A 23,322-nucleotide genomic window follows, 5' to 3' on the forward strand; every position below is an offset into this window, starting at 1 on the left:
GCGCGCCTGCTCGCTGATCTGGTAGGTGACGCCCGCCGCCCAGACTTCTTCGGCGTCAACTGGGACGGTCGTGTGCTGGTCGACGAACTTCTCGTCGATCACGTCGGCGTTTTCGGAGAGTTCGGCGGCAAGTCGGTCGATTGGGATTCGGGCGATACCGGCCACCCGAGCCAAATCCCCGAACGTCCGGAGATCCTCGTCGGCGCTCGTGAGGTCGTACGTCGTGGAGTCGCGAGTTGCCGTGAGACAGCGCTCTCCCGACACCTCAAGCTGGTGGTACTGNTCCTCGTCGGCGCTCGTGAGGTCGTACGTCGTGGAGTCGCGAGTTGCCGTGAGACAGCGCTCTCCCGACACCTCAAGCTGGTGGTACTGCATTCAGTATCCCCATTACCATCTATTGTTATAAAAGTACGTCCCGACGTGGACACCAACTGGCGGCGAACGGCGCGGAATCGCGGGACGAGAGCGAGTTCGAGAGGAGGTCGTATCCGAGCGACGAGGAGCCGACCGCCGAACGGCGGCCGCGACGTGGCCGCCAAGGGCTCGGAACCGTCGTGCTGGCATCCGACAGTGTTGTTCTCATAGTCAGAACACGGGCACAGAGAGACGGAACGTTCGACGTTCGTGATTTCGGCCGTTTCGGACGTGTTCTCACGGTCTGCCGCCTCCCCGAAGAGACACGTCTGCCAGAGACAGGAGAGATAGTCCGTCTTTGCGTGCGTATCGTTGACATTCAGCGTATCTTCGGCCCGGGGGCGGCCGAATCAACAAGTTCTCTATCACAGAACGATGGGTCGTCGATATCGACCGGGAATGTTCACAACGCAAGCGCTTGACGCTGGACGGTCGCGGCCCAGATTACACAGGTACGCTTGTAATGCAGAAGGGCGGAGGCGGGCGAAAGCGACCGGATTGGGCGAGCACCGAGGAGAGTCATGATGCGAGACCGAGCGTGATTCCGCGCCGTAGACTGCGTTCTCCATTACAGAACACCTATCGAGTCGCCCTTCGGAACCGGCGGTGACCGCGCGTCGACGGCAGTACGGGTGTTCGAGAGAACCCTCTCGGCCGGCGACGGGATGACGACGTGCGGAAGAAGATACGGAGGGTCGCGTCAGAAGGCGCTGTCGGCGAACCCGCCGTCGACGGTGACGACCTCACCGGTCACGAACGAAGACGCGTCGCTCGCGAGGTAGACCGCCGCGCCGACGATTTCCTCTCGCTCCGCGACTCGACCGAGCGGCGTTCGCTCGTCGATTCGCGTGCGTTTTTCGGTCCCTTCGGCGTAGGTGTCGGCGTTCTGTGGCGTGATGACGAACCCCGGCGCGATGGCGTTGACGCGTATCTCGGGCGCGAGTTCCTTCGCCGACGCGCGGGTGAACGCCTCGACGCCGCCCTTCGCCGCCGAGTATGCGGGGAGGTTCGCCATCGAGAGCCGCGCGGCCAGAGAGGAGATGTTGATAATCGACCCGCCGTCGGCGACGGCCGGGGCCATCGCCTGCGTGACGCGGCGGACGCCCCCGAGCGCGATGTCGGTGACGTGGTCCCAGGCGTCGTCGTCGATGTCGCGGACCGAGTCGCGGGAGATCGCGCCCTGCGAGGCGACGACCACGTCGATACCGCCGAACTCCTCGACGGCGCGCTCGCGGACGCGTTCGAGCGAGGCCGGGTCGGTCACGTCGCACGTCTCCCGAACCGCGTTCGCGCCCAACTCCTCGATGGCGTCGGCCGTCTCGTCGACCGCCGACTGGCGTCGGCTGGTTGCGAGTACGTCCGCCCCCTCGCTGGCGAATCCGAGAGCGATTGCCTGTCCGATGCCGCTTGTCCCGCCGACGACGACAGCGCGCTTGTCACTGACGGAGACTGGCGTGTGCTCGTATGCGACCATGGTTCCAGTCCGCACGGTGCCGACATGATAGTTGCGGAACGCGCGATGGGAGTGCCGCATGCAATACGTTTTTACGGACCCGTGCCACATGTGCTCTCATGCGAGGACTTGCCAAAGTGGAGCGTAGCTCCGGCGCTATGGAGTTCGTCGAGCGACAGAAACCGGAACCGGGCGCCGGAGAGGTGCTCGTGGAGGTCGACTACGCCGGCCTCTGCGGAAGCGACGCGGGCATCTACGAGTTCGAATCCGCCTTCGAGCGGATGGAGCTCCCGACCGTCATCGGCCACGAGTACGCCGGGCGCGTGGTCGAAGTCGGCGACGGCGTGACCGAGTTCGGCGTCGGCGACCGCGTGGTCGAACGGCCGATTCGGGGCTGCGGCGAGTGCTATCAGTGTCGCATCGGCGAGGAGAACGTCTGCCAGGACGCGGTCATCACCGGCGTCGACCACGACGGCGCTTACGAGCGGTTCATCGCCGTCCCGGAACGCGCCCTCCATCCGATTCCGGACGACGTGGAACAGCGGCACGCCGCGGTCGCGGAGCCGACGAGCATCGCCGCGCGCGCCGTCATCGAGAACTCTCGCGTCGGCGCGGGCGACCGCGTGCTGGTCGAAGGACCCGGCCCGATCGGTCTGCTCACGGCCCAAGTCGCGGCCGCACAGGGCGGCACCGTCGTCGTCTCCGGCGTGGGACAGGACGCCGACTATCGGCTCCCGCTCGCGGAGGAACTCGGCTTCGAGACCGTCAACGTCGCCGACGACGACACCGAGGCGCGCCGCGAGCGACACACCGACGGCGTCGGCTACGACGTGGTGTTCGACACGACCGGCCACCCCTCGGGGCTCACGACGGCCGTCGAAGAGGTCCGCAAGGGCGGCCAAATCGTCCTCGTCGGTCAGACCGGCGAGACCTCGATGCCCTACTCCCCGCTCGTCCGGGCCGAAATCGACCTGCAGTGCTCGTACGCCTCGATGTACGAGGACTTCGAGCGCTCCTTCCGCCTGATTCGCGACGGCGACGTGGACTGCGAGACGTTCGTCGACACCCGGTTTTCGCTGCTCGAAGCCGACGAGGCCTTCGAGACGTTCATCGAGGGCGGGACGTGCAAGCCGGTGTTCGATATCTCGGAGTTGGCGTAAGGAGAGTGTCGGTCGATAGCAGTTCAAACCAGAGATAGAAATTCAAATACACTACAATATTATATTCGGTCGGATGCGGCAATTCAACCACTAAGGCACGCCCATAGCACATAGTTCGCGTTTTTAACCAGTGTGAATAGATAATCAATACATTATTTCTAAATTTCTTGGATAAGTGACCCATGATTGGATTTTAGAATTTGTATTGCAGGTCTTTTTCGGGAGTATGCGCCCAATAATTTGAAAACTGTTCAAATATTTTCTTCGGTGGAATTTTCTATTTTAGACAATTCTGTCGCGCCGGGTCGAACCCCAGGCCCGAGTCGGGACGCGGCGCTACCGAGCGGTCGCCAAAGAGACGAAGCGAGAGGAACCGAAGGAGGGCGTCAGTCGCTCGCCGAATCGCCACTAGCCGGCGACGAGAACTCGGGGTTCCCGTATGCGGAGCCGGAGCGGTCGTCGGCGGGGTCGTCGGCGGGGATCTCCCCGTCCGGGAAGTAGCAAGCGGCGCGGTGTTCGCCGTCACGAACGGTGTCGAGACCCGGTTCATTCTCGCGACACGCGTCTTCGGCCTTCGGGCACCGCGGGGCGAAGACGCAGCCCGACGGGAGGTCGACCGGGTTCGGTGGCTCGCCGTCGAGCAGAACGCGGTCGCGGTCGACCGTCGGGTCCTTCTCGGGGGCGGCCGCGAGGAGCGAGGTGGTGTACGGGTGTTTCGGCTCGGCCGCGATGGACTCGACGTCCCCCTCCTCGATGACCCGACCGAGGTACATAATCGCCAGCCTGTCCGACACCTGCACCAGACTGGCGAGGTCGTGGGAGATGTAGACGATGCCGATGTCCTCGGTGTCCGCGAGTTCACGCAGGAGGTTCAGCAGGTTCACCTTCAGCGACACGTCGAGCATCGACGCCGGCTCGTCGCAGATGAGGAAGTCGGGGTCGAGAACGAGCGCCTTGGCCACCGCGACGCGCTGACGTTGGCCCCCCGATAGCTGGTGCGGGTACTGGTCGAGGAACTTCCGCGCGGGCGTGAGCCCGACTTTCTCCAGCGTCTCGATGATGGCCCGTTCGCGCTCGTCGGTCCGGTAGTCGTGGATGGTGAGCGGTTCGCCGACCAACTGCCGAACCGTCTGTCTCGGGTTGAGCGAGTCGAAGGGGTCCTGGAATATTATCTGAACCTTCCGGCGGAACTCGCGCATGTTCCCGTCCACGTAGTGCTCGTAGGGCTCGCCGTCGAAGACGAACTCGCCGCCGGTCGGCTGTTTCAGGAGCGCAATGGTCTCGCCGAGCGTCGACTTCCCACAGCCGGACTCGCCGGCGATGCCGAGGATTTCGGACCGCCGGACGCGCAGGGAGACGCCGTCGACGGCGCGGACGTAGTTCGGGTCGTTCCCCCTGAGTTGCTCCAAGAGCGACTGGCTCTGCTCGTAGTACTTCTCGAGACCGTCGGTTTCGAGGAGCACCTCGCCGCGGTCCGATTCGTCGTGGCTGTCGGGGATGCCCCACGTCTCCGGGTCGGTGGCGTCGCGCCGCATCTGGGCGGCTTTGGTGACGTGGTGGCACGCCGAGCGGTGGTTTCGGTTCGGCAGGTCGACGAGGTCCGGATGGGACGCCTCGCACTCCTCGGTCGCGAAGGGACACCGGTCCTTGAAGACGCACGCGCCGGGTGCCTCGCTCAGGTTCGGCGGCGACCCCGGAATCGAGACGGGGTCCTGGTCGCCCTCTTCTATCTCCGGGAAGGAGTTCTTCAACCCCATCGTGTACGGGTTCGTGGGGTTCACGAGGACGTTGTCGACGCTTCCCTGTTCCATGGCCTTCCCGCCGTAGAGTATCGAAAGCTCGTCGCACGTCTCGGCGATGACGCCGATTTCGTGGGTGATGAGCAGCAACGAGCTGTCCATCCGGTCCTGTATCTCCAGAATCTTGTCGATAATCTTGTCCTGAACGATGACGTCGAGCCCCGTGGTCGGCTCGTCGGCGATGATGAGGTCCGGTTCGAGCGCGAGCGCCATGGCGATGGTCACGCGCTGGCGCATCCCCCCGGAGAACTCGTGGGGGTAGTCGTCGATTCGGTCGGGGTCGAGTCCGACGATTTCGAACAGCTCTCGGACCCGCGAACGCGCCTTGTCGTCGGTGACGTTCCGGTGGGTCTGAATCGCCTGCCGAATCTGCGCGCCGGTGGACATCACCGGGTCGAGCGAGTCCATCGCGCTCTGGGGGATGTAGGCGATGTCCTCCCAGAGCACGTCGCGACGCTCGCGCTCGCTGAGGCCGGTCAGGTCCCGGCCCTGGAATTCGATGCTGCCGGATTCGACGGAGCCGTTGCTGGGGAGGAGACCGAGAACCGCCTCGGCGAGCGTCGATTTCCCCGAGCCGGATTCGCCGGCGAGGCCGTAGTTGACGCCCTCGTCGATGCTGAACGACACGTCGTTGACGGCGTGGACGGTTCCGCTGTCGGTCGAGTACGTGACCGTGAGGTCTGTGATATCGAGGAGGCTCATTGTTCGGTCTGAATCTCCGGGTTGATGACTTCTTCGTAGGCGCGGCCGATGAGGAACACCGAGGTGGTGATGGCCGCGATGCCGAGTGCGGGCGGGAGCACCCACCACCAAGCGACGCGCATGTTGCCCGATTCGAACACCTGTCGGAGCATCCGGCCCCAACTCGTGACGGTCGGGTCGCCGAATCCGAGGAACGCCAGGCTGGCCTGCGCGGCGATGGCCCACGCGATGCCGTAGGCCGTGTAGAGAAAGCCGATGGGGAGCACGTTCGGCGCGACGTGGTAGAGCATCGTCCGCAAGTCGCTCGCGCCGCTGGCGCGCGCCGACTTCACGAAGGTGCGCTCTCTGACGGAGAGGACCTCGGAGCGGACGACGCGGGCGGGCATCTTCCAGAGGAACGCGACGATGATACCCGTCATGAGCCAGACGCTCGGCGTCACGAACGTCAGGAGTAACAGCGCCATCGGCGTGAACGGCAGCGAGAACGTGAGGTCCGTGATACGCATGAGAACCTCGTCGACCCAGCCGCCGTAGTACCCGCTGACGAGTCCCACGAGAAAGCCGAGCGCACCGGTCCCGATGCCGCCGAACAGTCCGACGATGAACGTCGGTTGCGCGCCGGCGAGGAACTGGCTCAGTACGTCTTTGCCGTAGGCGGTCGTCCCGAACGGAGCCGCGCCGGTCGGTTCGGACAGCCGCAGCATCGAGCCGGCGTCGTCGCGGACGGTGTGCTCGATGGGGTCGTGCGGGGCGAGCGCGGGGCCGAGGAGACCGAGGAAGACGAACGCCGCGACGATGAGGACGCCGGCGAACGCGAGGCGGTCGCGTCGCAGGAACGTGAACTGGTCGCGGAGCGTCTCCGCGACCCCCTCGACGCGCTTTTTCAGTTCGGCTTCGGGCTTCGTCTCGGTGCTCACGCGGCACCACCTCCGCTGGTCGAGACGGTCGGGTCGAAGTAGGCGTACAGCACGTCGGCGACGAGGTTCGCCACGATGACCGCGAGCGCCATGATGAACACGGCGGCCTGCACCAGCGGGTAGTCCTGCTGTTGGATGGCGAGCACGAGTTCGCGGCCGATGCCGGGCCAGCCGAAGACGACTTCGAGCAGGATGAGTCCCTGGAAAATCATCCCGAGGCGCAGCGCGAAGTAGGTCAGAATCGGCAGCATGGAGTTCCGGCCCGCGCGTGCGAGCTGCTGCATCTCCGAGAGCCCCTTCGCGCGGTGGAGCTTGAGGAACTCAGAGCCCCGCTTTTCGACGACGCCGTTGCGCGCCAACAGCAGGAAGTCGCCGCTGTAGTACAGCACCGACACGGTAAACGGCAGGATGTAGTGGTGCAGGAAGTCGAGCGAGGCGAACGTCTCGACGTAGCCCTCCGGCGAGGCGCTGATAGAGCGCATCCCGAAAGCTGGCACCAGTTCGAGGTTGTACGCGAAGACGATGACGAACAGGATGCCCGTGATGAACACCGGCGTCGACCGGAGGAAGGTCGTGGTGATGATGCTGAGCTTCTCCAGTTTGCTTCCGCGGTTCCAGCCGACGTACATCCCGAGGAGGGAACTCAGGACCGCCGTCGTCACTAACGCGGGGACGAGCAGGATGAGCGTGTTGACGAGCCGCGGGGCCAGTACCCCCCAGACGGGCTGGCTCCGCAGGATGGAGTAGCCGAACTGGAACAGCAGGATGCTCTGGAGGTAGCTGAGGTACTGCCGCCACATCGGCTGGTCGAGGCCGTACATCGCTCGAATCTCGGTGATTTGTTGCTGGCTCAGGTTGCCCGCGGTGACGAGAGATTCGAACGGACTCCCCGGAAGCAGCCGCAGGACGACGAAGATGACCGAGACGGCCACGAGGGTGAGCACGATGGAGATGGCGAGCCGCTTTGCGAGAAACCGCTGGAACTCGCTCATGGCCGGACCCCCCAACGCCACGAGTGGATAGTGTTCGACATGCGTGTCACCTCACGAGAAGTCCGCCTGTCCGAGTTCGTCGCGGCGCTTGTGCATGTTCCCGGGCTGGATGCGCTCGACGAAGGCGGCCCACGCGTCCCCGTTGGGGAACCGGAGGTTGCCGTCGCCGTCCCGCGTGTAGCCGGCCTGTTCGAGGAGCGATTTCGCCCCGTCGATGTCGAACTCGTAGTGGGTCGTGTCCGACGTGTGCCACGGCGTGAGGTCCGAAATCGGGTTCTCCCCGCTCGGAACGGTCGCGCGGTCCTGCAGCACGTCGGCGGCGAAGCCCTCGGTGTCGACCGACTTGGCGAGGGCGACGCGGAACTCCTTGTCGCGGACGAGCGGACAGGAGAACATCAGCTTCGTGTCGAGCGGCGCGAAGTTGCCCGAGGTCATCTTTTCGACGCCGGCGGTGCTCGCGGCGCGGTCGGCCTGCGAGTTCGAGAGCGTCGTGCCGATGGCGTCGATTTCGCCGCCCTGCAGCGAGCCGATCATGGAGTCGATGTTGCCGACGTTTATCCAGATGACGCGGTCGACGCCCTCGCCGGTCGTGGCTTGGTCGCCGAGCACGTCTGCCCGCCAGTCGTCGTCGAACATCCAGTGGCCCTCGTTTTTCGAGACCTCGAAGCGGGTTCCCTGCTCCCAGTTCTCGTACGTGAACGGCCCCGTGCCAACGGGCGACTCGGGGTTGTGCTGGGACGGGTTCTCCACGTCCTCCCACTTGTGCTTGGGGATGATGACGCTGCGAACGACGCGCTGGGTCATGAACGCCGCGTCGGGGCCCTTCAGATTGAACCGAACCTCGTGGTCGCCGAGCACCTCGACCGACTCGACCGGCTCGTAGAACGGCGTCTGACTGGTCGAGGAGTGTTCCTTGTACAGTTCGACGGTGAACTTCACGTCCTCCGCGGTGAACGGCTCGCCGTCGTGCCACTCGACGCCCTCGCGAAGAGTGAGTTCGACGGTGGTGTCGTCGACGAACCCGCCGCCGGTCGCCAGCGCGGGGACGACTTCGAGGTCCGGCGTGGCGTCGAAGAGGCCGTCGTAGATGAACGTCAGCCGCTTCGCCTCCGCGCCGCCGGCGGCCCACGGGAGGTTCAGCGAGTTCATCGAGGTGGTCACGCCCTTGATGTAGGTCCGGTCGTCGGTCTGGGGTTGCAGGTTCACCTCCGACCAGACGAACGAGTCCTTCGTCGGGCCGTTGCCCGGCGTCTGGACGTAGCCGCTCCAGCGCTCCGTGTTGACCGCGGTGATGATATCGGGGAACAGCGTGATGAGCGCGCCCACGTCCTCGCTGAAGATGCGCTGCGCCTCGGCGACGAGCTCCTCGCGCTCGGTGCGGTCGGTCGTCTGACTCTGTTCCGTCAGCACCTCCTGCAGGTCGGGGTGGTAGTAGTTGTCGTAGTTCGAGAGGCTCGTCTCGCTCCGCCGCATCAAAAGCGGGTTCGGGTCCAGTCCGCGTTGCGGGTCCGGACCGTGGGTGCTCATCGAGATGATTGCTTCGAGCCCCTTCGTGTCCCAACTCTGGGCGTACAGTTGGTTCAGCGGTCGGTCGTTGAGTTGCGTCCCGACGCCGAGGGCGTCAAGCCCGCGCTGGACCATGAGCGCGTGTTCCCGCATCCACGGGTCGTCCTCGCTCGAAAATTCGACCGGGACGGGGTCCAACACCGCGCCGGCGGTCGCGCTGTAGTCGAGCGGCGGTTCGTCGGCGTCGATGGTCTCCCACTCGCGCCAGTACTTCGTCTCGACCGTCTCCGGGGTTCCGGACGGGACCTCGGGGGTGAGACTCGACCCGCCGTCGCTCCCGCCGCTTCCGTCGCCGCCACCGGTACACCCGGCGAGTCCGGTCACGCCGAGGGCGGTCGCAGTCGCCGCCACGTAGTCGCGTCGCGTAAGGCCAGTTCCACGTTCGACACCCGAACTATCACGATTTTTCTCCGACATTGCGACCGCTTGTTATGGAGTATCTTCCATGGTGCTGTTCCCGATACGGCCCGATATCTATCGTTCTTTATATACTCGGTCGGCAGGATGCGGCAATATTCTCCAACAAGCAGTGAGCTACTCCTGTCGCGGACCGTAGATGAGTTCGAGCAGATTTCGCTCCGCGGTCCGGAGTCGTTCGCTCAGCGTGGACTGCGCGATACCCAGTTCCTCGGCGAGTTCGGTCTCAGAGGTCTCCCGCGGAATGTGGAAGTAGCCGTGGTTGAATGCCGTCTCCAGAACCGCGAGTTGGTCGTCGGTCAGCTTGGAGATTAACACCTCCTTTAATCGGCCGCTGTCGAGCGGTTCACCCGGGGCTTCGTCCTGCGTGACGGAGCGGAGTTCGAACTCCCCGAGCGTCTCCTGAATCTCGTCGGCGAGTTCCCTGAAGTGGTCCCAGTCCTGGGCGGTGGCGACGACCTCGAAGACGCCGTCTTGGAGGACGATGCGGTTCGGAATCGTCTCCTGTCTGAGAACCAGTCCGAGGATGAACGGGTACGACTCGTTGGCGAGAATCGTCACTCGACGTATCTGCACGTCGGTCGAGGCGGTCGGAATCTCCTCGTCGTAGAAGACGGTCACGCCCGAGATGTCGGCGAGGAGGGACTCCACGTCGAAGGGGCCGTTCGAGGCGATAGTGAGCGACTCGATCCACGTCCCGTCCTCGACGTAAAACGCGTTGTCCAACTCGATGCTCCGGGCGTCTCGCAGGCGGCGATCTATCTTCGACATGACGCCGGTCGGAGCCGTCGTAAACTCAACACGTAAGATGCGAACTCACCCGTACCGGGCAGATACCGTTCACCTACAAATAGACCGGTGGTTACCGCAACGGGCGATGATACCGGCCCGAGTTCGCGACGCCCTCGTCAACGTTTCAGGCGACGAGCGGCCAGTAGAAGAGCCACGAGAGGGTCACGACGACGAGCGACAGGCCCATCGTCACGAACCCGAACAGCGTCACGTCCCGGTTCGTCAGCGGTCCGCGGTCTAGCGAGACGAGGACGGCGGTCGTGTTGAACGGGAGAATCGTGGTCGACCCCACCACGAGGAGGACCGCGAGTCCGAGATAGAGTTGCGTCACGCCGAACGTCTCCGCGAATCGCAGCACGATGGGGAGAATCACCACGATGGCGGCCGACCCGGTCGAAAACAGCACGCGAACGACGACCGCGAACCCGAGGAGCAGCCCGACGAGTTGCCAGTGGCTGAACGCCTCGAACGGGACGAACCGCGCGAGGAGGTCGACGACGAGCGCGATGGTTTGGGTCGCTTCCAGGGCGTCCAGAATCGACAGCGTCGCGCCGATGAGAAAGAGGACGCCCCAACTGAGTTGCTTGACGTCGTCGGCGTCGATAACGTCGACCCCCGGAAGCGCGAGGACGGTGACCGCGACGACCGCCGGGAGAATCTCGGGGAGTCCGACGAACGACCCGACGACCCACGCGAGGACGGTACCGGCCATCACCGCCGCGACGAGTCCCTGTTCGCGGGTCAACTCGCCGTCGGGGGGCGCGTCCGCAATCCCCGGCTCGCCGGGGTCGACAGTCGAGTCGGCATCGACAGCGTTGAAGAGACCGGCGGCCGCGGCGGCGAGCGCGTAGAGAACCACTGTCGGCGGAATCATCAAGACGGCCCACTCGACCCACGAGAGCGGTCGGACGCTCGTCGCGAGGATGCCCGAGGTGACCAGCGCCATCCCGCCGCCGGTCATGAGCGCCATCGACGCGATGGGATTGATGTGACCCAAGAGGAGGAACGTCGCCCGTTCGAACCCGCTTCGCGCCGGGAGGTCGAACTCCTCGGTCACCTCCTCGACGATGGGGATGAACGCGACCGCACGGGCCATCGCGGACGGCATGAACAGCGCCAGCACGAGGACGTTTCGCGCGATGGAACGAAACGCCCCGCGAGGGGTGCTGTCCGGGGACAGCAGTCGGCTCGCTAACCGGGTATCCAACCCCACCGACCGGACCGCGTTGCCGAGGAGTAACAGCACGAGGAGGAAGTACACGAGCGAGGAGGTGAAGCCGCTCACCGCGGCCTCGAAGGAGTCCACGACGCCGAGGGCGTACAACAGGGAGACGCAGGCCAGACTCGAAATCACGTACGGAACCGGTTTCGTCAACCAAAGCAGGAGCGCGACGACGAAAACCGAGAGCGCGTACTGCGACCGGACCGGAAGGACGGAGACTGGGTGGAGCCCGACGACTGCGAGGAGCAAGGCGGCGGCGACCGCGAGCGTCACCGTCTGCGGCGAGAGTTCGGGGGCGCGTAGCCCTCGGCCGGGCAACCAATCTGTCACGAATTTATCTGCACACAACGGGCCCAAATAGCTACTGCCGGCGACAATTCGGGCCGCCAGTCGAAGGAGAGAGCGCGAATCGAGTTGACACGACCCGAATAGAAACTATTAGAATTACTTGGATTATTTGAGCTTCTCAAAGAGTCGGAGTAACCATAATTATTTCAACTGTGCCGAGAATCTCGCTATCACGGATATCCCCATCATGTCACGTGCAGTCAGCGTCTGTCTCCTCAAAGGCGGTATCGGCAAGTCGACGACCTCCATCAACCTCGCCCGCGAGCTCGCACACCGGGGCAGCGACGTGCTGCTCGTCGACCTCGACCCGAACGGACACACCACGACGGGCCTCGGGTTCGGCGAGGAGTTCTACTCGGAAGCGCACCTCGGCGACGTGCTCCTCGACGACGCCGAGTTGGAGCCGCGGGAGCTCATCCTGGAGACCGGGTTCGAGATCGACCTCCTCCCGTCGAACGACCGCATCGAACAGGTCGAGTCGGACCTCGGCGGCGTGATGATGGGGTCGGCGCGGCTCAAACAGCGCGTCATCGACCCGCTTCTCGGCGACGACTACGACTACGTCGTCGTGGACTGCCCCGCGGCGCGCGGGAAACTCAACGACAACGCGCTGTACGCCACGCAGAACCTCGTCTTGCCGATGCGCCCCGAGTCGGGCGCGCTCTCGGGGCTCGAAAAGACGGTCAAGCGGCTTATCACGCCCGCGCGGGAGCACTTCGACCTCGAAATCCTCGCCGTCGTACCGACCGACCTCCGGGACCGAATCGACCACGACCGCCCGACGAGACGGCTCGTGGAGGCGCTCGTCTCGAAGCCGAACATCGCGTCGAAGCTCCCGAACTTCGCGTACACCGACCCGGAGGTGTTCGAGGCCATCGACGACGGCGAGTGGGACGACGACCTGCCGAAGCCGGGGATTCGGCACCGCTCGGCCATCGACGCGTCGATTCGCGAGCACATGCCGCTGCGGGATTACGACAGCACCTGCGACCAGTTGGCGTGCTACGACGAACTCGCGCAAATCGTCGAAGAAGGCGAGGTGGCCCGATGAGCGAAGACCCCTTCGGCGACCTCGACGCCGCGATGGGAGGCGGGGAGTCCGCGTCGGAACCCGAATCCGAACCGGAGCCCGAGGGCGCTGACGCCACCGACGCGGCCGAATCCGAACCGGAGCCAGAACCGGAACCGCTCGACGAAATCGACCCCCGAGAGCGCCCCGCGTTCGAGTTCGACGAGACCGTTCACAAGGCGCTCTACGTGCTCGAATCGGTCGCCGACGAGTTCGACGATATCATCACCTACGACGTGGAGCGCGAACTGACCCGCGACCACGGGCTCAAGGGCGTCACGAAGAGCGAACTCCACAACGCCGCGCTCGACGTGGCCACCGAACACCCCGAAGAAATCGTCGAGCGCGTCCTCGAACAGCGCGGCGTCGACGACGAGAACTCTGAATAATTCGGATAATCCGACTCTGCTGAACTCCGTAGAGCCGGACGGGATTTCGCGAGACGGACAGCGAGTGAAGTCAGCAACGGAGACGACCCTACCGAGTGGGTAGGAAGCGGGATGTGGGAGACCGGAGGCGGTGACGCACCGGCAATCGTCCCTCACCGGATTAGCTTGTCGCGGTCGGGGTCGAAGAGCGGCCCTGACCGGACCGTTGCGGGGTAGGCGTCACCTTCGTACCGGATTTCGACTTCCTGTCCCGCGCTGGCGTACTGTTCGGGGAGGTAGGCGTACGCGATGCCGGCGTCGATAGTGTAGCCGTAATCCGCCCGACAGCAGTAACCGACGACGTCGCCGTCGGCGAACACCGGATGGCCCGCGTCGACGACGGCGCCCTCCTCGTCGAGGGTTATCGGGACGATTCGGTCGCTCGGCGTGCTGTCGTCTGCGTTGTCTTCGACGAGCGCCGCCTTCCCGACGAAGTCCGTGTCGAGGTCGACAGCGAAGCCGATTCCGGCCTCGTAGGGCGTGTGTTCGGGCGTGAGGTCCGTCCCCCAGAGACGGTACCCCTTCTCCATGCTCGTCGAGTCGAGCGCGGCCCAGCCGACGGGAGCGATGTCGTGCTCCTCGCCGGCCTCCCGAATCGCGTCCCAGAGCTGGCACCCGTACTCGGTCGGGGCGTAAATCTCCCAACCGAGTTCGCCGGCGTACGAGAGTCGAAGCATCGTCACGGGAATGCTCCCGAGGTAGGTCTCCTGTGCGGAGTAGAACGGGAATTCGTCGTTCGAGAGGTCGGCCTCGACGAGGTCCGAAAGCACCTTCCGGGAGTCGGGGCCGAAGACGCCGATGCCGGTCCGACTGGAGACGTGCGCGGTCACGTCGACGGAGCCGTCGTCGGGCGCGTGCTCTGTGACCCACCGCGAGTGGAGCGTCGCCGAGCTTCCGCCCCCGGTGAACAGCACGAACCGTTCGTCTCCGAGGCGGGCGACCGTCAGGTCGGCGAGCACGCCGCCGTCTTCGTTGAGCATCGCGGAGTAGCGCATCCGGCCCGGCGTGACGTCCACGTCGTTCGTCAGGAGACCCTGCAGGAACTCCAACGCACCCGGTCCCGTCACTTCGATGGGGGTGAACGTCGTCATATCGACCATGCCGACCTTCTCGCGGAGGTGCTGGTGCTCCGCGCCGTGGACCTTCGACCAGTTCTGCGAGAGCCAGTCCGGCCGGTCGGGAACGTCGTACGTTTCGAGGAGCGTCTCGTTGGACTCGTACCACTGTGGGACCTCCCAGCCGTCGCTGTCGTAGAACTCCGCGCCGAGGTCGGCCTGCCGGTCGTAAAACGGGCTCCGGCGGAGGGAACGCTGTCCGCTCGGTTGCTCACGCGGGTGGATGAGCTGGTACACCTCCCGGTACTGTTGTGCTCCGCGGCCGTAGGTGTACTCTCGGCTGCCCGTGTGAGACTGGAACCGGGAGACGTGCGCTCCGGAGGCGTTGACTCGGGAGCCGTCGAGCCGCGGCGTCCCGTCCTCCATCCAACTGGCGACGATGTCGCCCGCGCCGCCGGACTGCGTGACCCAGACGGCGAGCGCCCACCAGAGTCCCTCGGTGTCCTCGTCCGGCCCGAGGATGGGCATGCCGTCGGGCGTGAACGAGAACATGCCGTTGATGGCGGAGGTCCACTCGCAGTCCTCGAAGCCGGGAACGAGTTCGCTGGCGGCGTCGAACGCCGACCGGTCGTGGTCCGGGTGGGTGTTCTCGTAGAAGTGCTCCTCGGTAAACTCGCGGAGAGACGGGTATTCGAGTCCGAGGTCGTCGAGCTTGTCGGGACCGTAGATGTCCGCCGGGTCGACGAGGAGCGACTCGTGGTTGTACGAGCCGATACCGTAGCGCTCGCCGTGCTGTCGGTAGTACAGCGAGTGGTCCTGGTGCCGAAGCAGCGGCTGTTCGATTTCGCGCGACGCGCCATCGAGTTCGTCCAGTTCGTCGGAGACGAGATACTGGTGCGCGCAGGGCACGAGCGGGATGTCCGTGCCGACCATCTCGCCGAACAACGGCCCCCAGATGTTCGTGGCCACGAGCACCTCGTCGGCCTCGATTCGGCCGTGTTCGGTATCGACCGCATCGATACTGCCGCCAGAGATGTCGATGTCCGTGACCTCGGTGTGGCCGTAGAACTCGACGCCTACCTCGCGTGCCTGCTCCGCCATCGACTCGGCGGCGCTAACGGCGTCCGCCTTTCCGTCCGACGGGACGTAGTACCCGCCGTAGATAACGTCGGAGTTTATCTGCGGGACGCGCGCTTCGACCTCCTCGGGCGTGAGAAGTTCGCCCTCGTCGATACCGTACGACTGCCCCCACTCGCGCTTGCGTTTGAGGAAGTCCCAGCGCGCCTCGGTGTAGGCGACTTCGATGCCACCGCACGTCCGGAAGTCGCCGAACCCGTCGTAGAGGTCGCGCGTGTACGACGCCATCTCTGTCATCAGCTTGTTCCCGGCCGTCTGGAACACGAGTCCGGGCGCGTGAGACGTCGAGCCCCCGGTCTCGAACAGCGGTCCCCGGTCGAGGACGACGACGTCGTCGCGACCCGACTCGGCGAGGTGATACGCCGCGCTACAGCCGACACAGCCGGCCCCGACGACGACCGTTCCGGCGCGTTCGGGAAACGTAGACCATGTGCTCATATACCAAACAGTAGTGACTGCGGCCTTCGGATGTCTCTCCGGGTCCACTATCTGAGGTGTATAAGTTCCGGGGGAGACGAGAACCGGGTCTGGCCACGGACGAGTCTCAGTTGCCAACGAGTATTTCTCGCCGACGAGCGTCACTCGCCGACGAGGTACTTCTCTCTGAGGTAGATAACGAGGCTGGCGCTCAGGAACGCGAGACCCGCGCCCTGTAGCTCACCGACAGTCATCGCGAACAGCGCGACGACGAAAAGGAAGACCGCGAACGCCGCCGAAACGACAGCGAGCGCGTTCATCGATAGCGTAGAGTCATCGATTCGGTGCTTCCGTTCAGTCGTCCGTCGTCCCGGATTTCTCTCGGATGTCGGTCACGACCGACGTCCGAGACCGACCGACGTCGATGTCGATATCTTCGTCGCCCAGGTTCTCTATCCGCTCGGCGAACTCCTCGGACTGCAGGAGTTCGTACTCCTTGTCGAGGCCGAGATAGACCGTGTAGCACGTGACGACGAGGACGATAGCGAACGGGAATCCCGTCGCGATAGCCGCCGTCTGGAGCGCGTCGAGCCCGCCGCCGTAGAGGAGAAGCGACGCGACGACGCCCTCCGTGACCGCCCAGAAGATACGCTGCGTCCGCGGAACGTTGTGTTTGCCGCCCGACGTGAGATGGTCGACGACGAGCGACCCCGAGTCCGAGGAGGTCACGAAGAACGTCACTACGAGCGTCACCGCGAGCAGTCCCGAGACGGCGCTGAACGGGAACTGTTCGAGTAGCGCGAACATCGCGACGGTCTGTCCGGCCTCGCCATAGGTCGCGAGGACGACGCCGTTGCCCTGAAGCGAGTTGAACAGGGCGCTCCCGCCGAACGCCGAGAGCCAAACCGTCGAGAACAGCGACGGCAGGACGAACACGCCGAAGACGAACTCGCGGACCGTCCGTCCCTTCGAGATGCGCGCGACGAACATGCCGACGAACGGCGACCACGCAATCCACCACGCCCAGTAGAACACCGTCCAACCGTTGACGGTGGACGCACCGCCGCCGAGCGTGCCGGTGAAGAACGCCAACGAGAGGAAGTCGCTGAAGTAGTTTCCGAGCCCCTGCACCCACGCGCCGAAGATACTCATCGTCGGACCGGCGACGAGCACGAACGCCAGCAAGACGAACATCAAGAAGACGTTCAGCGTGCTCAGGCGTCGTATGCCGCCTTCGAGGCCGGCCGCGACGGACGCGGTGGCGATGAGGGTAATCGCGGCGATGAGCGCAATCTGCATCCCGGTGTTGTTCGGAACGCTCAGGATGCCGAGCATGCTCTCGCCGAGGATGTACGATAGACCCGTGTTTATCTGTGCGACGCCGAGGCCGAGCGACGTGGCGAGGCCGAACAGCGTCGCGAACACCGACACGAGGTCGATGAGATGGCCCGGCCAGCCGTAGATTCGCTCGCCGAGGAGCGGCCAGAAAATCGACCGGAAGGTGAGCGGCAGCCCCCGATTGAACGAGAAGAACGCGAGCCCTAGTCCGACGAGGCCGTAGATGGCCCACGGGTGGAACCCCCAATGGAAGAACGTCTGGGTCATCGCGGCGATGCCCGCGCCACCGGACCCGGCTTCGGCGTCGAAGAAGCCGGGGACGTTGGTGAAGTAGTACAGCGGCTCCGAGACGCTGTAGAACATGAGTCCGATACCCATGCCCGCGCTGAACAGCATCGCCATCCACGAGAAGTCGCTGAATTCCTTTTCGGCCTCGACGCCGCCGAGGGTTATCTCGCCGTACTTGCTCAGCGCGAAGTACGCCAAGACGACGATAAAGAGATTGACCGACAGGAGGAAGAACCACCCGAAGTTACCCTCGAAGAAACCCCTGACGCCCGAGTAGACGCTCGCCGCCTGCTCGCCGAGGACGAGCGTCACGGCGACGAAGGCGCCGATTATCAAGAGCGCGGCCGGGAAGACGACGGGGTGGATGTCGAGCCCCCAGCGTTGGATGTTCCCATCGCCGGGTTCGCGCTCGGTCTCCGGGTAGAACAGGTCCGCCTGTAGTTCGCTCGTAGACCGGTCGGCCGAGTCGTTGCTATTCGGCATTCGATACACCCTCCGTTAGGAACCGCCTCTGGAATTCGTGTACGCTCATATCGTTGTCCCGCTTTGGGGCCACCCGCGGTCACCGTCGAGGTCGGCGCCTGCTCCGGCGCGTCCACTCGGACCGTGACACGAGCCCACACCCCTCACGATTCAACCAACCCATCGGTATTACACATCTTAACCGATAGTCTTCGATAATAGTGGCATTTATACGCAAATAGAGGGACGTTGCGAAAGTTATACCCTCAAATCGGTTGACGAGGTGAAACCGAAAGCCGCGGTCGTCACTCGAACCTGTCGAGCGAGAACATGTCGAGCGGCAGGTCGCTTTCGCCGTCGACGACGAGGTCGGCGAGGATTTCGCCGATGACGCTGGCGAACTTGAAGCCGTGTCCCGAAAAGCCGGCCCCCACGGCGACCTGCGGGTGGTCGGGGAGCGTGTCGAGGATGAAGTGTTCGTCCGGCGAGTTCGTGAACATGCACGTCGCGAGCGACATCGTCGGCCCCGCGGCCTCCGGGAAGTACTTCTCCGTGACGTCCCGGAGTATCGCCTCGTCGGCGCGGTTCGGCTCGCGGTCGAAGTCGTCGGGGTCGACTTCCTCGTCGCGGTGGTGGTACTTGCCGAGTTTGAAGCCCGGCACGTCGTGGACCGGGAACCCGTAGAACCGGCCCTCGGGGACGCTGAGGTTCCAGACGGGGAACTCCTCGGGCGCGAACGTCGCCGGCGACTCGGGTTGGAACCACGCGAGCGCCTGTCGCTCGGGGACCGCAAGCCCGTCGAGGGCGTCGGCGAGTTTGTAGTTCCACGCGCCCGCGGCGAGCACGAGCGCGTCCGCGACGTACACGCCGCGGTCGGTGCGGACGCGTACTCCCCCGTCGTTCGTCTCCGCCCAGTCTTCGACCCGTTCGCGGGCACGAATCTCCGCACCCCGCGCCTGCGCCGCCTCGGTGTGCGCGATAATCGCCTGCTCGGGGACGATGAATCCGCCGTCCTCCTGATACACCGCGCGGTACTCCTCGGGGAGTTCGTAGCCGGGGAACCGCTCGTTGACCTCCGCACCGGTCAGCACCTCGTGCGGGATGTCGTGTTCCTCGCAGGAGCGCTTCGAGCCGGCGAACACGTCGTTGTCGACCGGGCCGGCGTCGATAGAGCCGGTTCGGTGGATGACCTCGCGCCCGGTCTCGTCGGCGAGGTCGTCCCAGAGGTCGTACGCCCGTTCGATGAGCGGGACGTACGAGGGGTGTTCGTAGTACGCGCGCCGGATAATGCGCGTGATACCGTGAGACGACCCCTGCGAGTGGGGGATGTCGTATCGTTCGAGACCGACGACGTCGAGGCCGCGGTCGGCGAGGTGGTACGCGGTCGCACTTCCCATCCCGCCGACCCCGACCACGGCGACGTCGTATCGGTCGTCGCGGACACTCATTGTGCTCGGCGGTTCGGAACGTCCCCCCTTCACTCTTGACCTGTATCACAAAGCACCTTTTTCCGATGTCCGACTCAAAACCCGTCGAGACCGTCGCTGACGGCCGAATCGCCGCGCCACTGCGACTATCCACCGCCACTTATACGGGTCCACTATTTCCGACGAACCCTTTTCCAAAGATGTGTGTTTCTTCCTCCCATGACACGGTGGAACAACAATCGTGACGAAATCGGTGCGGTTAGCGCCGACATCACTGCGGAAACGAACGCGTTGCCGGCGAAGTACTTCACGGACCCCGAGGTCCACGAGATGGAAAAGGAGAAAGTGTTCGGTCAGTACTGGGTCTACGCGGGTCACGCGACCCACATCCCGGACGCCGGCGACTACTTCACGCGAACCATCGGCGGCAAGCAGATAATCGTCACCCGCGATGACGACGGCGACGTGCGGGCGTTCTACAACGTCTGTGCCCACCGCGGGTCGAAGATGCTCGACGACACGCCGATGACCGACCCCGGAAGCCTCAGTCGAATCACCTGCCCGTACCACCTCTGGGCGTACGAACTCGACGGGTCGCTCCAGAGCACTCCGAAGAGCTTCGAGGAGGCGAGTCTGAACCCCGACCTCGACGACGACGCCGTCAGCGAACTCGACCCCGAAGAGAACGGCCTCATGGAGGTCCACACGGACGCTATCGGGCCGCTCGTGTTCGTCAACTTCGAGGACGAACCGAGCCTCTCGCTGGCCGAACAGGCCGGGTCGATGAAGACCGAACTCGAGGACCTGCCGCTCGGCGAGTACGAACACGCCCGCCGCTACGTCTCCGAAGTCGAGTGCAACTGGAAGACGTTCAGCGGGAACTACTCGGAGTGCGACCACTGTCAGGCGAACCACCAAGACTGGGTCCGGGGACTCGAACTCATGGACTCCGAACTCGAAGTCAACGACTACCACTGGGTGCTCCACTACAAGCACAAAGAGGACGTCGACGACGAGATGCGCATCCATCCCGAGCACGAGGCCAAGTTCTACTACTTCTGGCCGAACTTCACGGTCAACATGTACGGCACCGCCGACGGCTACGGCACGTACATCATCGACCCCATCGACGAGGGGCGCTTCCAACTCATCGCGGACTACTACTTCCGCGATGCCGACCTCTCCGAGGAAGAAGAGAAGTTCGTCCAGACGAGCCGACAGCTCCAAGAGGAGGACTTCGAACTCGTCGAACGGCAGTACGAGGGCCTCAAGTCCGGCGCGCTCGGACAGGCACAGCTCGGTCCGAACGAACACACCGTCCACAAACTCCATCGACTCGCACAGGACGCTTACAATGCCTGACGACGGGGATTCCAAACTAGCCGAAAAACCACGCGCCGGCGTCGTCACCTGCCCGGCGTGCGACCTCCACGTCTCCGTCTCGGAGCCGAACGAGGCAGTCGAACTGTACCGACGACACGCGAACGTCACCGGCCACGACGTCGAGTGGGAGCGCGTCGCGTTCGACGCCGAGGCCGAGAGCGACGACGTGAAAGAGGCGCTCATCGAACTCGGCGAGGACCACCCCGACGGCGTCGCGCTCGGGCGACTCGCCGCGGCGCTCACAGACAACGGCGTCGCCATCGGCGAAACGCTCGACGCCGTCCGCGACCTGCGGATGAGCGGCGAGATCTACGAACCGCAGGACGACTACGTCCTCGCGGTCTGACTCCCACACCGTTTCTGCGGGGCTCACCCGGTCACTCGTCGAGAAGAATCGACTCGACCAGCTCCGCGGTCCCCCGCCTGATGCGCCCGCTGACGGCCGTCGGCGAGATGTCGAGTACCTCCGAGAGGTCGTCTAACGCCGCCTCTCGCGGCTCCTCGAAATACCCGTGTTCGTAGGCGGCGACGAGCGCGTCGCGCTGTGCGTCGGTGAGTTTGCTCGGCTCGCCGTTCATCCAGCCGTCCTGTCGGAACATCCGGTTCAGCTCGAAGGTGATGTCCTTCGCCTCGCAGTACTCCCACAGCTCCGAGAGCGCCTCGCGGTCCGAGAGCTGGAGACGGACCCGCCAGCCCGCCGTGTCGTTGCTGCACGCGTCGAGCATGAGTCCGCCGAGTTCCGTGATGACCGGCGAAAGGAGAATCGCGTCCGTCGTGTGTCCGATGCGATACACCGCGGCGTCGTCTCGCTCGGAGACGAGTCGCCAGTCGCTGACTGTGTGGTCGACTTCCAACGCCTCTTCGAACGCCGAGCACTCCGCGCCCTTCACGACGAAGAAGAACAGGCCGGTCTCGGGGTCCGTCGCGGACTGCGAGATGACGTCTATCTCGCTCGCGGCGTCCGACCGAATCGTCGGCGTCAGCGCGAGGTCGTCGTGCGCGATGTCGGCAACAGTTATCAAACTCATCGTGTCTTTACCTCGTAGTCCAAGGGGTTCGAGACCGGGCAAACCAGAGCGTCGGATCGGTTGAAGTACGCGAAGTCGTTTCGACGTTCGCGGTAGAAACGTTTCTCGTGGGCACGATATAGTAGTTTGAACAGCAGATTCTTGTTAATAGTTTTCGCCGCATATTCTGTGGGGCTATATAAATCCACTCAGTATTCCACACCGCTTTTCAGGGAGTCCCGGCGCGTCCGTCGAGACCGAGACGGACAATGAGTGTGGGCACATCGCTTCGGCGACTGGGCGAATTCCTCGAAGAATGCGAGCGGACGGACGCCGCGAACGTCCAAGAGTCGTCCGTGGCGGTCACGGAGACGGGCGCGTCGGCCGACGTCGAGTTCACGCTCTCGTCGAGCGCCGGCGGCGGCTCCGGCGTCGGAGTCCGAGGGACCTCACTCGACTCCGACGGGACGATTGGGCTCACGCTCGAAGTCGACGACGTGTTGCCGAGCGGCCGCGAACACGTCGCCATCGATGCCGCGGAGGTCTCGCTCGACGGGGAGCCCTCGGTCGTCGTCACGGTTGCGGCCGATGCGGCGCCGGCGGCTCCGAAGGAGACGGGCGACGCCGATACCGAGTCACCCGAGACCGTCCGGGACCCGAACGTGCCGGCGTTCGAAGACACGCCGTACCTCGAAGCCGTGTACGCGCGGTACGAGACGTTCGAGCGGATGGCCGACGCCTTCGAGATGGACGTGACCGACGAGACGGTCCGCAGGTACATGATAGACCAAGGCGTCCACGAGCCGTCGTCGTACGAAACGTCGCTCGCCGGCGAGCCGGCGGCTATCGAGCGAGCGCCGACGCCGGCCAGCGACGCCGGCGAATCTCCCGAGGCGCTCGCCGACGGCATCGGCCTTCCCGAGTCCGTCACAATCGACCAACTCGCCGACGCCGCCAACGACGCCAAGACCGTCTACGAGTTCGGGAAGGTGCTTGGCCTCGAACGTATGGACGCGCTCGAACTGCTCCAAGACCTCGACTTGCTCGAATTCGTGATGGGCCGCCTCACGACCGACGACGACCCCGATGTGAGCCGAGAGGACGTCGTGGCGCGCATCAGAGCGTCGGCCGGAGAGAAGTAGCGGGCGTTATTCGACCGCGGCGATGGCCTCGATTTCTACGGCCGCGCCCTTCGGCACGTCGCCGACGCCGACCGCGCTCCGAGCGGGCGGTTCCACGTCGAAAAAGGCGCTGTACGCCTCGTCGAACGCGTCGAAGTCGTCGATGTCGTCGAGGAACACAGTCGTCTTGAGCACGTCTTCCGGCGTCAGTCCCTCGGCGGCGAGGATGGCCTCCACGTTCCGAAGGCACTGACGCGTCTGTTCTTCGACCGACTCGTCGTCGAGCAGTTCCCCGTCCGGGGTGAGCGGGAGTTGCCCGGCCGTGACGAGGATAGAGCCGTTCGTCGTCGCTTGACTGTACGCCCCGACCGCGGCGGGCGCTTCGTCGGTATCGATGATTCGCTTCAC

At 64.6% G+C, this 23,322-nt stretch carries 19 protein-coding genes; 6 read left to right on the forward strand and 13 right to left on the reverse strand.

Going from position 1 to position 23,322, the window contains the following annotated elements; all coding sequences use genetic code 11:
* Positions 1-1,114 precede the first annotated feature (1,114 nt).
* Positions 1,115-1,888 (reverse strand): SDR family NAD(P)-dependent oxidoreductase, encoded by a 774-nt coding sequence (locus tag C454_RS02225; protein WP_004972217.1) that lies wholly within the window; start codon positions 1,886-1,888, stop codon positions 1,115-1,117.
* A 98-nt stretch (positions 1,889-1,986) separates the two neighbouring features.
* Here C454_RS02225 and C454_RS02230 point away from each other — a divergent pair, with 98 nt between their 5' ends.
* Positions 1,987-3,027: a zinc-dependent alcohol dehydrogenase gene (locus C454_RS02230; RefSeq protein ID WP_004972220.1), complete on the forward strand. Its 1,041-nt coding sequence runs from the start codon at positions 1,987-1,989 to the stop codon at positions 3,025-3,027.
* A 386-nt stretch (positions 3,028-3,413) separates the two neighbouring features.
* On the opposite strand, the gene C454_RS02235 is transcribed toward C454_RS02230, so the two are convergent.
* From C454_RS02235 to C454_RS02260, 6 genes are all read right to left on the reverse strand, one after another.
* Positions 3,414-5,528 carry a dipeptide ABC transporter ATP-binding protein gene (locus C454_RS02235; protein ID WP_004972222.1) on the reverse strand — a complete coding sequence of 705 codons (2,115 nt, stop codon included), beginning with the start codon at positions 5,526-5,528 and terminating at the stop codon, positions 3,414-3,416.
* On the reverse strand, positions 5,525-6,445 hold the full coding sequence (locus tag C454_RS02240; protein ID WP_004972224.1) for an ABC transporter permease: 921 nt from the start codon (positions 6,443-6,445) through the stop codon (positions 5,525-5,527). The genes C454_RS02235 and C454_RS02240 overlap by 4 nt, the downstream gene beginning before the upstream one ends.
* Entirely contained in the window at positions 6,442-7,437 is a 996-nt protein-coding gene (locus C454_RS02245) for an ABC transporter permease (RefSeq protein WP_004972227.1), read from the reverse strand. Before C454_RS02245 ends, C454_RS02240 begins: the two co-directional genes overlap by 4 nt.
* 51 nt (positions 7,438-7,488) lie before the next feature.
* Positions 7,489-9,354, reverse strand: coding sequence for an ABC transporter substrate-binding protein (locus C454_RS02250; RefSeq protein WP_004972229.1), 1,866 nt, complete (start codon positions 9,352-9,354; stop codon positions 7,489-7,491).
* A 183-nt stretch (positions 9,355-9,537) separates the two neighbouring features.
* On the reverse strand, positions 9,538-10,191 hold the full coding sequence (locus tag C454_RS02255; protein ID WP_004972231.1) for a helix-turn-helix domain-containing protein: 654 nt from the start codon (positions 10,189-10,191) through the stop codon (positions 9,538-9,540).
* A 145-nt stretch (positions 10,192-10,336) separates the two neighbouring features.
* Positions 10,337-11,707, reverse strand: a complete 1,371-nt coding sequence (locus tag C454_RS02260) for an SLC13 family permease (RefSeq protein ID WP_004972233.1) — start codon at positions 11,705-11,707, stop codon at positions 10,337-10,339.
* Between the two features lie 262 nt (positions 11,708-11,969).
* On the opposite strand from C454_RS02260, the gene C454_RS02265 reads away from it, so the two are divergent.
* Both C454_RS02265 and C454_RS02270 read left to right on the forward strand, forming a co-directional pair.
* Positions 11,970-12,833 (forward strand): ParA family protein, encoded by an 864-nt coding sequence (locus C454_RS02265; protein WP_004972235.1) that lies wholly within the window; start codon positions 11,970-11,972, stop codon positions 12,831-12,833.
* Positions 12,830-13,240 carry a hypothetical protein gene (locus C454_RS02270; protein ID WP_004972237.1) on the forward strand — a complete coding sequence of 137 codons (411 nt, stop codon included), beginning with the start codon at positions 12,830-12,832 and terminating at the stop codon, positions 13,238-13,240. Before C454_RS02265 ends, C454_RS02270 begins: the two co-directional genes overlap by 4 nt.
* A gap of 152 nt (positions 13,241-13,392) precedes the next feature.
* On the opposite strand, the gene C454_RS02275 is transcribed toward C454_RS02270, so the two are convergent.
* The 4 genes from C454_RS02275 to solA form a co-directional block, all read right to left on the reverse strand.
* Positions 13,393-15,909, reverse strand: a complete 2,517-nt coding sequence (locus tag C454_RS02275) for a GcvT family protein (RefSeq protein WP_004972239.1) — start codon at positions 15,907-15,909, stop codon at positions 13,393-13,395.
* Positions 15,910-16,049: 140 nt separating this feature from the next.
* Entirely contained in the window at positions 16,050-16,208 is a 159-nt protein-coding gene (locus C454_RS20610; protein WP_004972242.1) for a hypothetical protein, read from the reverse strand.
* Between the two features lie 34 nt (positions 16,209-16,242).
* The gene (locus C454_RS02280; RefSeq protein WP_004972245.1) at positions 16,243-17,997 is read right to left on the reverse strand and encodes a BCCT family transporter; all 1,755 of its coding nucleotides are present in this window, start codon (positions 17,995-17,997) and stop codon (positions 16,243-16,245) included.
* A gap of 284 nt (positions 17,998-18,281) precedes the next feature.
* Positions 18,282-19,424, reverse strand: coding sequence for an N-methyl-L-tryptophan oxidase (gene solA / locus C454_RS02285; RefSeq protein ID WP_004972248.1), 1,143 nt, complete (start codon positions 19,422-19,424; stop codon positions 18,282-18,284).
* Between the two features lie 198 nt (positions 19,425-19,622).
* Here solA and C454_RS02290 point away from each other — a divergent pair, with 198 nt between their 5' ends.
* On the forward strand, positions 19,623-20,765 hold the full coding sequence (locus C454_RS02290) for an aromatic ring-hydroxylating oxygenase subunit alpha (protein ID WP_004972249.1): 1,143 nt from the start codon (positions 19,623-19,625) through the stop codon (positions 20,763-20,765).
* Complete coding sequence (locus C454_RS02295; protein ID WP_004972251.1) at positions 20,758-21,132, forward strand: hypothetical protein; 375 nt, start codon at positions 20,758-20,760, stop codon at positions 21,130-21,132. The genes C454_RS02290 and C454_RS02295 overlap by 8 nt, the downstream gene beginning before the upstream one ends.
* A gap of 31 nt (positions 21,133-21,163) precedes the next feature.
* On the opposite strand, the gene C454_RS02300 is transcribed toward C454_RS02295, so the two are convergent.
* Positions 21,164-21,814, reverse strand: a complete 651-nt coding sequence (locus C454_RS02300) for a helix-turn-helix domain-containing protein (protein WP_004972252.1) — start codon at positions 21,812-21,814, stop codon at positions 21,164-21,166.
* 248 nt (positions 21,815-22,062) lie between these two features.
* On the opposite strand from C454_RS02300, the gene C454_RS02305 reads away from it, so the two are divergent.
* The gene (locus C454_RS02305) at positions 22,063-22,935 is read left to right on the forward strand and encodes a hypothetical protein (RefSeq protein WP_049904922.1); all 873 of its coding nucleotides are present in this window, start codon (positions 22,063-22,065) and stop codon (positions 22,933-22,935) included.
* A gap of 6 nt (positions 22,936-22,941) precedes the next feature.
* Here the strand turns inward: C454_RS02305 and C454_RS02310 are convergent, their stop codons facing one another.
* Entirely contained in the window at positions 22,942-23,322 is a 381-nt protein-coding gene (locus tag C454_RS02310; RefSeq protein ID WP_004972257.1) for a Rid family detoxifying hydrolase, read from the reverse strand.

The sequence above is a fragment of the Haloferax gibbonsii ATCC 33959 genome, from assembly GCF_000336775.1.
Classification (GTDB): Archaea; Halobacteriota; Halobacteria; order Halobacteriales; family Haloferacaceae; genus Haloferax; species Haloferax gibbonsii.

What these genes read in the sequence shown, in the direction of transcription:
- C454_RS02245 (WP_004972227.1), bottom strand. Translation starts at nt 7,437, where the DNA reads ATGAGCGAGTTCCAGCGGTTTCTCGCAAAGCGGCTCGCCATCTCCATC.
- C454_RS02255 (WP_004972231.1), bottom strand. Translation starts at nt 10,191, where the DNA reads ATGTCGAAGATAGATCGCCGCCTGCGAGACGCCCGGAGCATCGAGTTG.
- C454_RS02235 (WP_004972222.1), bottom strand. Translation starts at nt 5,528, where the DNA reads ATGAGCCTCCTCGATATCACAGACCTCACGGTCACGTACTCGACCGAC.
- C454_RS02230 (WP_004972220.1), top strand. Translation starts at nt 1,987, where the DNA reads ATGCGAGGACTTGCCAAAGTGGAGCGTAGCTCCGGCGCTATGGAGTTC.
- C454_RS02265 (WP_004972235.1), top strand. Translation starts at nt 11,970, where the DNA reads ATGTCACGTGCAGTCAGCGTCTGTCTCCTCAAAGGCGGTATCGGCAAG.
- C454_RS02290 (WP_004972249.1), top strand. Translation starts at nt 19,623, where the DNA reads ATGACACGGTGGAACAACAATCGTGACGAAATCGGTGCGGTTAGCGCC.
- solA (WP_004972248.1), bottom strand. Translation starts at nt 19,424, where the DNA reads ATGAGTGTCCGCGACGACCGATACGACGTCGCCGTGGTCGGGGTCGGC.
- C454_RS02280 (WP_004972245.1), bottom strand. Translation starts at nt 17,997, where the DNA reads ATGCCGAATAGCAACGACTCGGCCGACCGGTCTACGAGCGAACTACAG.
- C454_RS02225 (WP_004972217.1), bottom strand. Translation starts at nt 1,888, where the DNA reads ATGGTCGCATACGAGCACACGCCAGTCTCCGTCAGTGACAAGCGCGCT.
- C454_RS02305 (WP_049904922.1), top strand. Translation starts at nt 22,063, where the DNA reads ATGAGTGTGGGCACATCGCTTCGGCGACTGGGCGAATTCCTCGAAGAA.
- C454_RS02295 (WP_004972251.1), top strand. Translation starts at nt 20,758, where the DNA reads ATGCCTGACGACGGGGATTCCAAACTAGCCGAAAAACCACGCGCCGGC.
- C454_RS02275 (WP_004972239.1), bottom strand. Translation starts at nt 15,909, where the DNA reads ATGAGCACATGGTCTACGTTTCCCGAACGCGCCGGAACGGTCGTCGTC.
- C454_RS02270 (WP_004972237.1), top strand. Translation starts at nt 12,830, where the DNA reads ATGAGCGAAGACCCCTTCGGCGACCTCGACGCCGCGATGGGAGGCGGG.
- C454_RS20610 (WP_004972242.1), bottom strand. Translation starts at nt 16,208, where the DNA reads ATGAACGCGCTCGCTGTCGTTTCGGCGGCGTTCGCGGTCTTCCTTTTC.
- C454_RS02300 (WP_004972252.1), bottom strand. Translation starts at nt 21,814, where the DNA reads ATGAGTTTGATAACTGTTGCCGACATCGCGCACGACGACCTCGCGCTG.